Genomic DNA, 15,198 nt, shown 5'->3' with positions numbered 1-15,198 from the left:
TGTCTTAATATTTTTTATTTCACTTGTCTGGAAACGATCCACGAAACTAAGCTTCCCAAACCTAAAACAGTTACAATAACTGCAACAAAATTTTCGACAGAAAAGATAAATGGAAATGGAACAGTTGGCGAAGCCATAACCAAACCAAAATCTATTTGTAATAATCCAATAACAGAGGCGATTAATAAACCTGTTGTCATCGCGATAAGGGTGATAATAAAACCAGTTTGAAAGAAAATATTACGAATGTTTTTTCGTGATAATCCAAAACTATACATCGTCTGAATTTCTTTCTTTTTATCCAAAATCAAGATAATAATTGTTCCTGCCAAATTGAAACATGCAATGATAATGACTAACGTAAAAATCAAGTAACTGATTAAATTTTCCATATTCATTACTTTTAAGAAAGCTGAATCTAAATCTTGTCTGGTTTCGATTTTATAATAAGAACCTAATATTTTTTGAAGTTGAATTTTTACTTCGTTAAACGATTTTTTTCCAGTCGTTTTTACCTCAATCGAATAACATTGATTTTCGTTTAACAACAATAATTCTTGCGCCAAACCTAAAGTTGTAAATATGTGTTTGTCGTATTGTTCGTTCAAAATAAACACGCCAACACTGTACGCATCTTTGCGTGTAAAAGCATCGCTTTCTTGTTTTATTAGACCTGTTCCAGCTTTTGGCATCATCAAATCTGCTGGCGTTATCGGATCGATATAAAGTTGCAAACGCTCTGCAATTCCATTCGAAACAATAAAATTATCATCGCGATTAAAGTCTAAATATTGTCCACCATAAATTACCGTATCTAAACGTGTAATTTTGGTGAAATTTTCGTCAACACCTTTCAAATAGGCAATATCTTGCTTTCCTTTGTAATCGATGTAGACTTTTTCTTCGATGATTTTAGAAAAAGCTTTGACATCTTTTTGTTGCTTCAATTGATCCACAACAAAAGTTAAACTGTCCAATACTTTTCCTTTCGAAGGTGATATTTTAATTTCAGGATTTACATTGCTATAATACTTTAAATTCATTTTTTCTAATCCCGAAAAAACGGATAAAATAATAAATAAAGCCGCTGTAGCAACCAGAATAGCACCAACAGCAATCGATGTAATAATGTTTACGGCGTTTGTATTCGTTTTCGAAAAAATGTAGCGTTTCGCAATGTAAAGTGAAATGTTTCTCATTATAAGATTGGATTATTTCCTTCTCCTCTTAGCGCTTTGTCGATTTTATCCATTTCGTCTAACGAATTATCTAAAATGAAAATTAATTCTGGTGTAATACGCATTTGTTTAGAAGCACTTTTTGATAAAATTCCTCTAAATAATGGTGTATTAACTCTAATTTCTTTGAAAATTTCGTCTTTTTGAGTACTTGGAAAAATACTTACATAGATTTTAGAAACGCTCAAATCTGGTGTTACTTTTACTTCTGTAACACTAATCAAATTTCCAGGGAATTCCTTTACAGCCCATTTTCTAAAAGCTTCTGCTAATTCTTCTTGAAATAATTTACTTACTTTTTGTTGTCTATTGCTATCCAATTTTATTCATTTTTATGAGACTGTAAAATTACTGCATTTTTTCGTGATTAAAAACATTGATGAATTGAATTAAGTTCTTTGTAAATTTGTTTTAATGAAAAAAGATATCGAAACTTCAGAAGATGTTGCTTTATTGGTAAATACGTTTTACGATAAAGTGCAAAAAGATGATGTCATTGGTTACTTTTTTTCGGAAGTTGCAAAGGTAAATTGGGACGAACATTTGCCGCATATGATTCAGTTTTGGGAAACTGTTTTATTAGGAAAAGCAACTTTTGAAGGTTGGCCAATGCGAACACATTTGGTTTTGAGTCAGAAAGAGAAATTAAAACCGCATCATTTCGAGCGTTGGATTGAATTGTGGTACGGAATAATTGACGAAAAATTTGAAGGAGAAATAGCAAATGAAGCAAAAAATAGAGCAAAAATTATGCGTGATTTAATTCTTTTCAAAATTGACCAAATGGAACAAAAACAAGGGTTTATTCAATAAAAAAAATGCAGCTTCATAAAAGTTGCATTTTTTTTGTATAATTTGATTAATGATTGAAAAATTATTTCGCAATCATGATTAATTTTTTATTGATAAACTCCATAATTCCAGCTTTAGAAAGTTCGCGTCCGTAACCCGAATGTTTCACACCACCGAAAGGTAAATCTGGGCTTGAAGAAACTTGTTTGTTTACGTAAACCATTCCCGAATCTATTCTACGAGCGATTTTCTCCGCATTCGGAACATCTTCTGTATAAATAGAAGCACCTAATCCGTAAGGCGTATCATTCGCAATTTTGATTGCTTCTTCTACATCCTTCACTTTCCAAATACAAACTACAGGTCCAAAAACTTCTTCGTCATAGGCCTTCATTCCAGGTTTTAAATCTGTTAAAATTGTTGGTTGTAAAAAGAACCCATCACGATCAATACGTTTTCCTCCTGAAACAATTGTTGCTCCTTTATTAGCTGAATCATTAATTTGATCCAATAATTTTTCTAACGCGCTTTCCGAACTTACAGGTCCCATATTGGTGTCAGCATGTGTAGGGTCGCCAACTTTCATTCCGTTTATATAGTCCGTAATTTTTTTCAAATATTCATCGTAAATACCTTCTTGTACTATAATACGTTTCGAAGAAGTACAAGCTTGTCCAGCATTACGTAAACGACCGTTAATGGTTCCGTTCATCACTTTTTCGATATCCGCATCATTCAAAACGATCATTGGATCAGAACCACCAAGTTCTAAAACCGAAGGTTTTACATTTTTACCAGCGATACTTGCAACCTCTGCACCAGCAGCTTCTGAACCAGTTAAAGATACACCAACAATTTTTGGATTATTAATAATCGAATCTGTGTCTTTTCCTGACATCAATAAGTTTTTGTACAAACCTTTTGGAGCGCCAGCAGCAGTAAACATTTCTTCGAAAGCGATTCCACATTGCGGAATATTAGAAGCCGTTTTCAAAACAACTGTGTTACCAGCCATAATGTGAGGCCCAGCAAAACGTGCAATTTGAGAAAAAGGAAAGTTCCAAGGCATGACACCTAATAACACACCAATAGGTTCTGAAACCACATAAGCGTCACCTTTTTCTGTTTGTATAGGAACATTTGCCAAGAATTCTTCTGCATTATCAGCGTAATATTCGATGATATTTGCACTATAATCAATTTCGATTTCACTTTCATACAATGGTTTTCCCATTTCTGTTGTAATCAAAGCAGCTAATCGAGCTTTTTGCTTACGCATTTCGTTTGCGACACGTTTCATTACAGCTTTTCTTTCTTCGAAAGATTCGAATCGCCATGTTTGATATAATTCGTTTGCGTCGTCTATATATTGATTGATTTCTTCGCTTGTGTAGGCTTGAAATTCTTTTTCGATTTTACCTGTAGCAGGATTTAATGTTCTGATTGAACTTGCCATTTCACTCTTTATTTAATGTATACAAAGTTGTAGCAATTCTCGTTCCTAACAAAACTTTTAGGATAAATAAAACTGATAGTTGATGAGATTTTAGAAGGTTTGAACAATAAAGTAAGTATAAATGAACAATAGAAATTAGAAGAATGATTATTTATCTAAATCAGTTGCTGAATTTGTTCGTGATAAAAACCAAATTGTTCCGTTTTTACTTTTCATTTTTTTATTTGCTAAAATAATTCCTAATATTAATCCTGTTAGAATGAAGATAGAACCAATAATTAAATTAGAAATTGATTTATTTTGAAAATAAATCAACAATCCAATTATGAAGCCAATAATAAAGGGTGATATAAAGATTTGAATCCAACCATAAAGTTCTGCAATAAATTCTAGATTCTTTTTCATAAAGTAAATATTTATGATTGATTAAAATTATCAAATCTTAATAGAACAATTCGTTCAAAATAAAATCATTCTTTTAAAACGGTAAATTATCGTCGTCGTTGTTCATCGAACTTGTGAATTCTCCGCCGAAATCTCCAAAAGCATCAGAAGGATCGATAGCAGATAAATTCATTGCACTTCCCATTTCTTGAGAACCATCATTCATCGAGCTTTGAATTTCGAAATCTCCACCAAATGAAGTTTCTAAATCGGTAAATTTAGCTTGCTCATTAATGAATCGTAGACGCACATTTTCTAACGCACCATTACGGTGTTTAGCAATGATAAATTCGGCTTGACCAGCGCAAGGTTCACTTTCATCATCCCAATATTCTAATTTATAATATTCGGGACGATAAATAAACGAAACGATATCGGCATCTTGCTCAATCGCTCCAGATTCACGTAAATCCGATAATAATGGACGCTTGCTTCCTCCACGAGTTTCTACCGAACGAGATAACTGCGAAAGTGCAATAACAGGAATACTTAACTCTTTTGCGATTGCTTTTAAGGAGCGCGAAATCATCGAAATTTCTTGCTCACGGTTTCCATTTGCTTTTCCACCAGCAGTCATTAACTGTAAGTAGTCAATCAAAATCATTTTTACACCATGTTGAGAAACCAAACGACGCGCTTTTGCTCTTAAATCGAAGATAGAAAGGGCAGGCGTATCGTCAATGTAAAGCGGTGCATTTTCAAGACCTTTTACTTTTGTATATAATTGTTTCCATTCGTGATCGGCTAATTTTGCTTTACGCAATTTTTCACCCGAAATTCCAGTTTCACCCGAAATCATACGCGTAATCAACTGAACAGAAGACATCTCTAATGAAAAAACAGCAACTGGAATATTTTTGTCCACCGTCATATTTTTCGCCATCGAAAGGATAAAAGCGGTTTTCCCCATACCAGGACGAGCGGCTAAGATAATCAAATCCGATTCTTGCCAACCCGAAGTAATTTTATCAATTTCTGTAAATCCAGAAGATAAACCAGACATTCCTTCTTTGGTAGATTGGGCTTTAATTTTGTCAATCGCTTCTGTAACTAAATCTCTTGCTTCCGAATAACTACGCTTGATTCCACCTTCTGTAATTTCGAATAATTTCGATTCAGAATAATCCAGTAAATCAAATACATCGGCAGTATCATCGTATGATTTTTCAATGACTTGATTCGAAATTTCAATTAAACGACGAAGAATATATTTTTCTTGAATGACACGAGCATAATACTCCACGTGTGCAGAAGAAGAAACTTTTTGCGTTAATTGAATCAAATAATAATCACCGCCAACACGATCTAATTTGCCTTCACTTTTCAACTCATTCGAAACCGTTAATAAATCAATAGGTTCTGAATCGTTAAATAATTTTTGAATGACAGCATAAATCGCTTGATGCTCTGGACGATAAAAAACTTGCGGTGTAAGAATGTCAATGACTTCATCCAACCCTTTTTTATCAATCATCATCGCACCAAGTACAGCTTGCTCTAAATCAACAGCTTGTGGAGGAAGTTTACCTTTCTCTAAACCAATGACATTGTGCTTGTTAGCTGGTATTTCGGGATTATAATTTGCTTGTTCCATAAGAGTTTCAAAATTAAATAAAAAAACGAGATATAACTAATTTTATATCTCGTTTTAAAATTGTATATTCTACAATAAGTATTATTGTAAAACAATATTTTATCCTGAAAATTCTCCGAATTTGATGTAACGTTCTTGACGTTGTTGTTGTAATTCTTTTGGAGAAAGTTTTTTCAATTCGTTGTAAGTGTCTAAAACTTTATTTTTCAAGTTTGTGTACGCAACTTCTGGTTTGTAGTGTGCTCCACCAAGCGGTTCTTGAATGATGTCTTCAATTAATCCTAATTCTAACATATCAGGACCAGTTAATTTCATTTGCGAAGCAGCTTGCTCTTTGTAATCCCAACTTCTCCATAAAATTGTAGAACAGTTTTCTGGTGAAATTACAGAATACCAAGTGTTTTCTAACATGAAAACTTTGTTCCCAACTCCAATTCCTAATGCTCCACCTGAAGCTCCTTCACCAATTACAATTGTAATGATAGGAACTGTAAGTTTCAACATTTCGTAGATGTTTTTAGCGATAGCTTCACCTTGACCTCTTTCTTCAGCTTCTAAACCAGGATATGCACCAGGAGTGTCGACTAAAGTCAAGACAGGAATATTAAACTTTTCTGCTAACTTCATCAAACGTAAAGCTTTGCGGTAACCATCTGGATTAGACATTCCGAAACGACGATATTGTCTTTCTTTGGTATTTTTCCCTTTTTGTTGACCAATAATCATAAAAGTTTGACCATTGATTTTTCCCATACCACCAACCATTGCTTTATCATCAGCAAAAGTTCTATCTCCGTGAATTTCGATAAACGTGTTATCTGTGATCGCGTAAGCGTAGTCTAAAGTATAAGGGCGAGAAGGATGACGAGACAATTGTACACGTTGCCATGGCGTTAAATTACCATAGATTTCCTTCTTTTTATTTTCAATTGCAATTTCAATTTCAACGCAAGCCTGTTTGATGTTAACACCGCTTCCTTCGCCGACGATTTGACAGCTTTGTAACTGTTCTTCTAAATCTTTGATAGGTTGTTCAAATTCTAAATATTCCATACAAAAGTGTTTGTTCAATCCAACAAATATAGAAAAGGTTTTTAAGCCAATTATAATAAATGTCGAATGTTTTTCAGATTTTTTACAAGTATTTTAATTTCAAAAGATAAAAAAGCGTCTACAGATTAGACGCTTTCATCGTGTATTTGATCTAAAATTAGATTTTTTCGATAATCATTGCAGATGCTCCACCGCCACCATTACAGATAGCTGCACCACCAATTTTTCCTCCGTTTTGCTCTAAAACATTTAATAATGTAACCAAAATTCTTGATCCAGAATTTCCAAGTGGATGACCAATAGAAACCGCACCACCATTTACATTGACTTTAGAAGCATCAAGGTTTAATAATTTAGTATTTGCAATTCCAACAACTGAAAACGCTTCGTTAAATTCCCAGAAATCAACATCAGCAGCTGTCATATTTGCTTTTTTCAATAATTTTTCAACCGCTTTAGCTGGTGCAGTTGTAAATTTTGAAGGTTCTTGAGAAGCATCAGCATAAGCAATAACTTTTGCAAGAGGTTTTAATCCTAATTCGTTTGCTTTATCTAAAGACATTAATACTAAAGCAGAAGCTCCATCATTAATTGTAGAAGCATTTGCAGCAGTTACAGTTCCGTCTTTAGAGAAAACAGCGCGCAAACCTGGAACTTTATCAAAGTTTACATTTTTATATTCTTCGTCTTCTTTAAAAATAACTGGTTCTCCTTTGCGTTGAGGAATTTCTACAGGAACAACTTCGTTGTCAAATTTCCCATCAGCCCAAGCAGCAGCAGATTTTTTGTAAGAATTAATCGCAAATTCATCTTGCTCTTCGCGAGAAATATTGAACTCAGCAGCACAAGTATCTCCAAAAAGTCCCATCATTTCTTTGCTGTAGTAATCTTGTAAACCATCGTTCACAATTCCATCTAACAAAACAGTATTTCCATATTTATTTCCAGTTCTTGCATTTGGCGAATAAAAAGGAACCATCGACATGTTTTCCATTCCTCCAGCAACAACAACATCTGCGTCACCTAAACGAATTGCTTGTGTAGCAAACATTACAGCTTTCATACCAGAGGCACAAACTTTGTTTACCGTTGTTGCAGGAATCGTATTTGGTAAACCTGCTTTTATCATTGCTTGCTTAGCAGGCGCTTGTCCTTCACCAGCTTGCAATACATTTCCCATATATACTTCATCAACCAAAGATCCATCTAAGTTGATTTTATCTAAAGCTCCTTTAATAGCTGTTGCGCCTAAATCTGTAGCTGGAACGTTAGATAAACTTCCCAAAAAAGATCCCATTGCTGTACGAACAGCTGAAACTATTACGACTTCTTTCATTTAATTGTGATTTGTTGTTTTTATTATGATAACTTAATAATGCAAGATATAAAATTTATAGTAGTATTAATTTGATCTACTTTTTAAAGATTTTTTAAATTTGTTATTGACTTAATACAGATAATTGATTTTTTTTGTTAAAATGATAATTATCTTAGAATAGAATATTTTTTAAGTATAAAATGATTAAAATGCTGAAGATAAAAATGATATTATTTGGTTTGATTTCATGTTTTGCAATTGCAATTGGAAATGCACAAACCTTTGATCAAAAATATTTTAAAACAATTTTAGATTCACTTACATCAAATTCGTTTGCTGGTAGAGGTTATGTAGAAAATGGAATGACATATGCTGGAATTTATTTACAAAACGAATTTCAAAAAAATGGATTGAAATCTTTTTCTAATCACTATAATCAAACGTTTACTTTTCCAATTAATATTATCAAAGATGCAAAACTAAAAATTAATGGAAAAGAATTGAAATATGGAACAGATTTTATCGTAAAACCAAGTTCTAAATCAATTTCAAAAATCAATTTACCTTTTTATTTTTTTGATACAAAAGCCTATATCGAATCATTTCAATCGAAAGATAAAACGAGAGATTTTATTATAAAAGATGATGAATCGCAAAAAGGAAAACATATTATTTTGCCGTCTTTAGTGACTTCTGTAGATTCTATTCAGAAATATTACAAACAATGGGCGAATATTTATGAGAAAGATGAGAATCAAAATCGTGCGATTTTTAGATTTACTTTAGATAAATTAACGTCGAGTCTAAGTCAAAGACAATCTTCGATTTCAGAGTTTATTATTTCAGATAACTTTTATTCTAAAAATTTAAAAATAAACGATTATTCTATTGATTCAGAGTTAAATAATTCATTCGAAGCAAATAATATAATTGGTTACATTGACGGAAAGAACAATGATAGCGTAATTGTGATTTCTGCTCATTATGATCATTTAGGGAAAGTTGGACAAACTATTTTTCCTGGAGCGAGTGATAATGCGAGCGGAACTGCAATGATGATGGCGCTGATGAAGTATTATTCAAAACATCAGCCTAATTATAGAACAGTTTTTATGGCTTTTGCAGGTGAAGAAGCGGGGATTTTAGGCGCAGATTATTATGTTAATCATCCTCTTTTTCCATTGAATCAAATCAAATTTTTAGTCAATTTAGATATTATGGGAGCGGGCGATCAAGGAATTCAAGTTGTGAATGGTAAAGTTTTTAAAAATCAATTTGAAAAATTAGTTGAATTCAATCAAACAAATAAATACCTAAAAGAAGTTAAAATTCGAGGAGAATCGTGTAATTCCGATCATTGTCCGTTTTATTTGAAAGGTGTTCCGTCGTTTTTTATTTACACATTAGGAGGAAAAGGTTTTTATCATGATCCCAATGATACAGCTGAAAGTTTGGATTTGAGTTCCTCTGAAAAAGTATATAATTTGTTGAAAGCTTTTATTGATAAGCTATAAAAAAATAATCCGTTCAAAGTGAACGGATTACTAACCAACCTAAACTACTATAAAAAACTCTAAAAAGTAAAAAGAGTGCGAGTAATTCCAAACTTCATAAATCAATTTCGTTATACTCGTTGTTACTCTTTGTCTTACTATCTATGAATAAATTATTTGACACTGCAAATGTCTAACTTTTATGTCTTGTTTGGAAAAATTGTAAAAGATTTTATTTATAATAGTTATAGAGAATATTTATAATAAACGTTTGTTGTCGGATATTAAACTTTGTATTAATTTGTTAAAAATAAACAATAATAGTTAAAGTGTAATTGTATGAAAGCGTACTTTAACACCTTTTTAACTATTTGTTTACGAAAATATGATGAAATGATAAGATTTGAAATCTTTTCAACTAAATTTGATTTTTGAATCGTAAAGACTTCATAAATTTAAACAAATTTTAAACCAAAACGCCAAAATGAGACTTTTTTTATTGGTTTTTTCCTTACATATTGTGTTATTTGTTGATGCGCAAAATGTTAACCCAAATCAAATTCGAACAAAAATTTACGATACTATTTTACAAGATATCCAAAAACAAAGTTTAGAATTTCCGAACAAAAAAATTGTGGTAGATCCTACGATTAATAAGTTTGAAGATTATAAAATGGACGAATTTGGGCTGAAATTAGATTCGGCGAAATATCTACAAGACACTTCAATTTGTTCTAAATTAACAACCTATAAATGCGTTTCGAAATTTGAGATTGATAATTATTCGATTACCAATGTTTACAAAGATGAAGCAGATGCGTTATATCCTGACTTTTATGGGATTTATGCACCAATCGATTCGTGGTACAATTTGATTTATTATGCGGCTGTTAATCATTTTGAGAAGGATAGAGAATTTCAATTTAACGTCTTAATTCCAGTTCGAAATGTGCAAATGAAAAATAAAACGATGAAGGAAAAAATGTTCTTTTATAACGTTTTGTTTGATGAGCAATTTAAGATTCTAAAATTTGAAAAATTATTATTAAAACATTAAAATTCAATCAGAAAAGTTGTAAATTAGCAAGACTCAAATTTTTAATTGATGTTAAACGTTAGCGCTTATATAGACGAGCTTTTGCAGTTATCAAAAGGCAATTTACGGATTTGCCGTATGAATTGGTGGCTTTTAAAATACGAAGATGAATTTGAGAAAGCAATAGAACAAACGTCTTGTAAAAAGTGGCAAAGATGGCTTTATAATGGAGAACATCCATATCCATGTGTTTGTCCAAAGCGCGAAAAATTATGCGTTTTTATCGATTTATATCGTGAATTGGATCGTTTGACACAAGTGCAACGTTTAGAGAATTTTTTTCACGAATATTTTCAAAAATTTGAGTTGATTAAAGATTCAAAAGAATCTTTAAAAAATTGGATGAATGATATTCGTCCAACGATTTCCTCTATTTATTTATTATTGGATAAGAATGATAATCTAAAAATTAGATTTTATAATTCGGATCCAGTTTTGGAAGTGAATATCAATAAAAATGATTATAAATACACTTTGTTGTGTTTGGATATTTTTAACTACAACATGTATGTAAGAGGCATGTAAATGAAAAGAGAGTTGACAAAATCAACTCTCTTTTTTATGAAATAATAGATTAAATATGGCTTATTTAATTAAACCAATTTCTCTTAAACGCTGAGTCAAGAAATCTCCAGCTGTAATATCTTCAAATTGTTTTGGATTTTCTTCTGTTACACAATCTTCTAAAACAGATAAATCCATTTCAGAAACTGGATGCATAAAGAATGGAATAGAAAAACGAGATGTTCCCCATAATTCTTTCTCTGGATTAACCACTTGGTGAATTGTTGATTTTAATCTGTTGTTTGTGTGACGAGATAACATATCACCAACATTAATCACCAATTCGTCGTCAGCAGCAATAGCATCAACCCAAGTTCCATCGTGACGTTGCACTTGTAATCCACGACCTTGCGCTCCCATTAACAATGTAATCAGGTTAATATCACCGTGGGCACCAGCACGAACTGCATCTTTAGGCTCTTCTGTGATAGGAGGATAGTGAATTGCTCTCAAAATAGAGTTTCCGTTTTTTACTTTATCATCAAAGTAAAACTCGTCTAAACCTAAGAATAAAGCCAAAGCACGTAAAACGTAAACTCCTGTTTTTTCTAATTGTTTGTATGTTTCTTCACCATAAGTGTTAAAACCTGGAACTTCATTTACATCAACATTTTCTGGATAGTTGTATTTCGCTTTATCTTCTTCAGATAAATACTGTCCAAAATGCCAAAATTCTTTCAAGTCACCAACGGTTCTACCTTTTGCATGTTCGTTACCGAAAGCTGTATAACCGCGTTGACCACCAATTCCTTCAACTACATAACTTTGTTTTGTTTCTGTAGGTAAAGCGTAAAATTCGCGAACGCTTTTATATAAATTTTCAACTAATTCGTCAGATAAAAAATGTCCTTTCAAAGCAACGAATCCTATTTCTTCGTATGCTTTACCAATTTCGTTGACAAATTTTTGTTTTCTTGCAGGATCATCAGATAAAAAGTCTGCTAAATTAACCGATGGAATTCCGTTTTGTGACATTTATATTTTTTATAAAATTTCTTCTGCAAAGGTATAGAAAGATTTCTTTTGTGAATAATATTGTTAATAACTTTTTTAATCAACTGTTGGTTTGATGCAAAACTAAGTCGTTTAAATGGTTCTAATTGTTTAAAATATTAATTATAAGTAAAATATGATTTTAAACATAGGTTTTGATAATTTCTATCTTGATAAATATAATTTATTAAAATTACATTATAAATAGTTATTAATAATAGTTGTTTTAAATAATATGAATTAATTTTAAGAATATGAAGAAATATTTATTTGTATTTTTTGTTTGTATTAGCATAATGTTGTTTTCACAAGAGTCTATAAAAACTCCTTTGATATATCTAAGTTGTAAAAAAGTTGAACAGAAGGGAAATGAGGAGTTGAATAAATGTTTTAAACAAAATTTTAGAAAAGATTTTTATAAAATGGTAAGTACGGAATTAAGGTCGAGAAACTTAATTACAAATTATCTTCTTAAAGCTGAATTCAATTTTACTTTTGATGAAAATGGTGTAATTTCTATTTCTGATTTTGAAGGAAGTGAGGATACGAAAGATATCTTAGAAAAGTCTTTATTTAGATTAAATGAGAGAATTAAAGGAGGTAAATATAAAATTATTCCAGCAAAGAATAATGAAGGGAAATTTATAAAAACCACTATAAAAGTTCCATTTCAATATGCATTTGTGAGAAGTTAATTATTAATCTTCTTTCTAATCGTTATCAATCATTCTATATTTGCAAAAATATTTATGATGAAAGATCAATTTTTTCAATATATACAAGACTTACAAAATAAAATTATTACTAAACTTGAACAAGTTGATGGTAAAGCTAAATTTTTAAGAGATAGTTGGGAACGCGAAGAAGGCGGCGGAGGTCTTTCATGTGTTTTAACTGACGGAGCTGTTTTTGAGAAAGCTGGCGTTAATATTTCAAAAGTTTATGGAGAATTACCAGAAACAATGCAAAAAGCGTTAAATGTTTCGTCAGGTAAATTTTTTGCTTGTGGATTGAGTTTGGTTATTCATCCAACAAGTCCACATATTCCGACGACTCATGCGAATTGGAGATATTTCGAAATGTATGATAAAGATGGAAATATTGTCGATCAATGGTTTGGAGGAGGTCAAGATTTAACACCGTATTATTTGGATGAAGAAGATGTGATGCATTGGCATACAATCTGTAAAAAAAGTTGTGATGCGCATGATGTGGCTTTTTATCCGAAGTATAAAGAGGAATGTGATAAATATTTTTGGAATACTCATCGTGAAGAAGCCCGTGGAATAGGAGGTTTGTTTTTTGATTACTTGAAACCAACTTCAGAAAAAACAGTTGAACAATGGTATGATTTTGTAACGGAAGTAGGAAACTCATTTTTAGAAGCGTATATTCCGATTGTTGAAAAGCACAAAAATGATGAATTTTCTGATGAACAAAAGGAATGGCAAGAAATTAGAAGAGGTCGTTATGTGGAATTTAATCTAATTCATGATAGAGGAACTTTATTTGGTTTGAAAACAAATGGACGAATAGAATCTATTTTGATGAGTTTGCCAAAACATGTACAATGGCACTATAATCACCAACCAGAAGAAGGTTCGGAAGAATATAAATTAGTCGATGTTTTGAAACATCCAAAAGATTGGATTTAATCAATAAAATATAAAATGCCTGAACATTTGTTCAGGCATTTTTTTAATCTTCTCTCGATCCGTCATCTGCCATTCTGACCATTTTAGGTGTAAAAGTAGCCACAACATCAACCAGATCTTGTTGTGCAGCCATTACTTCGTGAATATCTTTATACGCCATCGGCGCTTCATCTTTTCCGCCTCCAATTAGTGTAATTCCAAAATCATTCAAATAATCGTTTATCTTGTTTTGTGATAATGATTTAATTGCTTGTGTTCGGCTCATCTTTCGACCAGCACCATGAGAAGCCGAATGAATAGAATTTTCTTCACCTTTTCCGCGAACCAAAAATCCTGGCGCAGTCATTGAACCTGGAATAATTCCCATCACATCTTTAGAAGCTGGTGTTGCACCTTTTCGATGAACAATTACTTCTTCGCCATTGTAAATTTCTTTCCAAGCAAAATTATGATGATTTTCTACTTTAGCTAAAACTTCTGCACCGATAGATTTTTTAATTTTTTGATGAATAATTTCGTGACAAGCCGAAGCATATTCACCAGCCAAATTCATCGTAATCCAATATTCTTGACCTTCTGCAGAATCCAAATCCAAATAAGCTAAATTTTGTGCTTTATAAGGAAGTTTACAAATTTCTTTTGCAATTTTTGTATAATGTCCAGCGATTGTAGCACCGAAACCTCTCGATCCAGAATGCGTTAATAACGCTAAATACGAACCTTTTTTGATGTTCAGTTTCTTATCATCTTCTTTGAAATCAATCAGACCAAATTCTACAAAATGATTTCCTCCTCCAGAAGAACCCAATTGCGACCACGCTTTATCTTTTAAATTTTGAATAAATGAATTTGTTTCGAATTTTGCATCATCCAAAATCTGATGTTCGGCTTTGTATTGACCATGAAAACCATGTCCTGCACCAAACTTTGTGTTTTTTATTAAAGTTTTTTTTAAAGAATCATGATGCTTAAAATAATAAGAAGCAGGTAAATCATAAATCGATAAAGCCATTCTACATCCAATATCAACGCCGACACCATAAGGAATAATTGCATTTTTTGTTGCTAAAACTCCGCCAATCGGTAAACCATAACCTTGATGAGCATCTGGCATTATTGCGCCGGCAACTGTTACAGGAAGTTTCATGGCTACTTTCATTTGTTCTAAAGCACCATCTTCAATATTTTTTGCACCATAAATGTTGAAATCGTTCGGATTTTCATTCAATTCAATTAAGTTTTCATCTTGTTGAAGTAAATGAATTCCATTGATAAAACCATTTGCAAGCGTTTTGAAAATTTTATCTTCTAAGAAATCTTGTGGCGAAGACAAAACTTGCGCATATTTATCAAGCATTTCGGCTTTTGTATAACCATTTCTTTTTCGGTTAATTTTTAAGGCAATTCCTAAAATTTCATTCTCAGGATAACCCAAGGCAATCAAATCAATTCCATTAATTGGTTTGTTTTGTTGTTCGGTTGTTTTCATATAATTTGGTTAG

At 31.9% G+C, this 15,198-nt stretch carries 15 protein-coding genes; 6 read left to right on the top strand and 9 right to left on the bottom strand.

All coding sequences use genetic code 11. The features are described from left to right. Positions 1-14 precede the first annotated feature (14 nt). Both B3M86_RS11805 and rbfA read right to left on the bottom strand, forming a co-directional pair. Positions 15-1,199, bottom strand: coding sequence for an ABC transporter permease (locus B3M86_RS11805; protein ID WP_291076278.1), 1,185 nt, complete (start codon positions 1,197-1,199; stop codon positions 15-17). Beyond that, complete coding sequence (gene rbfA, locus B3M86_RS11800; protein ID WP_038334637.1) at positions 1,199-1,558, bottom strand: 30S ribosome-binding factor RbfA; 360 nt, start codon at positions 1,556-1,558, stop codon at positions 1,199-1,201. The genes B3M86_RS11805 and rbfA overlap by 1 nt, the downstream gene beginning before the upstream one ends. Positions 1,559-1,652: 94 nt before the next feature. Here rbfA and B3M86_RS11795 point away from each other — a divergent pair, with 94 nt between their 5' ends. Beyond that, a complete protein-coding gene (locus tag B3M86_RS11795) occupies positions 1,653-2,051 on the top strand; it encodes a group III truncated hemoglobin (RefSeq protein WP_019975256.1) in 399 nt (132 codons plus the stop codon). 61 nt (positions 2,052-2,112) lie between these two features. Here the strand turns inward: B3M86_RS11795 and B3M86_RS11790 are convergent, their stop codons facing one another. From B3M86_RS11790 to B3M86_RS11770, 5 genes are all read right to left on the bottom strand, one after another. Next, positions 2,113-3,486: an NAD-dependent succinate-semialdehyde dehydrogenase gene (locus tag B3M86_RS11790; RefSeq protein ID WP_219034703.1), complete on the bottom strand. Its 1,374-nt coding sequence runs from the start codon at positions 3,484-3,486 to the stop codon at positions 2,113-2,115. Positions 3,487-3,633: 147 nt separating this feature from the next. Further along, positions 3,634-3,891 (bottom strand): hypothetical protein, encoded by a 258-nt coding sequence (locus tag B3M86_RS11785; RefSeq protein ID WP_125349038.1) that lies wholly within the window; start codon positions 3,889-3,891, stop codon positions 3,634-3,636. 73 nt (positions 3,892-3,964) lie between these two features. Further along, positions 3,965-5,524 (bottom strand): replicative DNA helicase, encoded by a 1,560-nt coding sequence (gene dnaB, locus B3M86_RS11780; RefSeq protein ID WP_115001280.1) that lies wholly within the window; start codon positions 5,522-5,524, stop codon positions 3,965-3,967. A gap of 99 nt (positions 5,525-5,623) precedes the next feature. Beyond that, on the bottom strand, positions 5,624-6,577 hold the full coding sequence (locus B3M86_RS11775) for an acetyl-CoA carboxylase carboxyltransferase subunit alpha (RefSeq protein WP_038334644.1): 954 nt from the start codon (positions 6,575-6,577) through the stop codon (positions 5,624-5,626). 157 nt (positions 6,578-6,734) lie between these two features. Next, positions 6,735-7,913, bottom strand: a complete 1,179-nt coding sequence (locus tag B3M86_RS11770; RefSeq protein WP_291076280.1) for a thiolase family protein — start codon at positions 7,911-7,913, stop codon at positions 6,735-6,737. A 191-nt stretch (positions 7,914-8,104) separates the two neighbouring features. On the opposite strand from B3M86_RS11770, the gene B3M86_RS11765 reads away from it, so the two are divergent. The 3 genes from B3M86_RS11765 (at position 8,105) to B3M86_RS11755 (ending at position 11,009) form a co-directional block, all read left to right on the top strand. After that, entirely contained in the window at positions 8,105-9,409 is a 1,305-nt protein-coding gene (locus B3M86_RS11765) for a M28 family metallopeptidase (protein ID WP_291076282.1), read from the top strand. A 463-nt stretch (positions 9,410-9,872) separates the two neighbouring features. Continuing rightward, on the top strand, positions 9,873-10,445 hold the full coding sequence (locus B3M86_RS11760) for a hypothetical protein (RefSeq protein ID WP_125349041.1): 573 nt from the start codon (positions 9,873-9,875) through the stop codon (positions 10,443-10,445). A gap of 117 nt (positions 10,446-10,562) precedes the next feature. Further along, positions 10,563-11,009 carry a hypothetical protein gene (locus B3M86_RS11755; protein WP_115001277.1) on the top strand — a complete coding sequence of 149 codons (447 nt, stop codon included), beginning with the start codon at positions 10,563-10,565 and terminating at the stop codon, positions 11,007-11,009. Between the two features lie 60 nt (positions 11,010-11,069). On the opposite strand, the gene B3M86_RS11750 is transcribed toward B3M86_RS11755, so the two are convergent. Next, positions 11,070-12,023, bottom strand: coding sequence for an isopenicillin N synthase family dioxygenase (locus B3M86_RS11750; protein WP_125349043.1), 954 nt, complete (start codon positions 12,021-12,023; stop codon positions 11,070-11,072). Positions 12,024-12,295: 272 nt separating this feature from the next. Here B3M86_RS11750 and B3M86_RS11745 point away from each other — a divergent pair, with 272 nt between their 5' ends. Beyond that, positions 12,296-12,736: a hypothetical protein gene (locus B3M86_RS11745; protein ID WP_125349044.1), complete on the top strand. Its 441-nt coding sequence runs from the start codon at positions 12,296-12,298 to the stop codon at positions 12,734-12,736. 57 nt (positions 12,737-12,793) lie between these two features. Beyond that, positions 12,794-13,696 (top strand): oxygen-dependent coproporphyrinogen oxidase, encoded by a 903-nt coding sequence (hemF, locus tag B3M86_RS11740; RefSeq protein WP_115001274.1) that lies wholly within the window; start codon positions 12,794-12,796, stop codon positions 13,694-13,696. A gap of 43 nt (positions 13,697-13,739) precedes the next feature. Here hemF and B3M86_RS11735 read toward each other — a convergent pair whose 3' ends face one another. Beyond that, positions 13,740-15,185 carry an RtcB family protein gene (locus B3M86_RS11735; protein WP_291076284.1) on the bottom strand — a complete coding sequence of 482 codons (1,446 nt, stop codon included), beginning with the start codon at positions 15,183-15,185 and terminating at the stop codon, positions 13,740-13,742. Positions 15,186-15,198 lie beyond the last annotated feature (13 nt).

It is taken from the genome of Empedobacter sp. UBA6305, assembly GCF_002440405.1.
GTDB lineage: Bacteria > Bacteroidota > Bacteroidia > Flavobacteriales > Weeksellaceae > Empedobacter > Empedobacter falsenii_B.
Note: the sequence above shows the minus strand (reverse complement) of the source record. Positions and strands in the feature narration are given on the sequence as shown.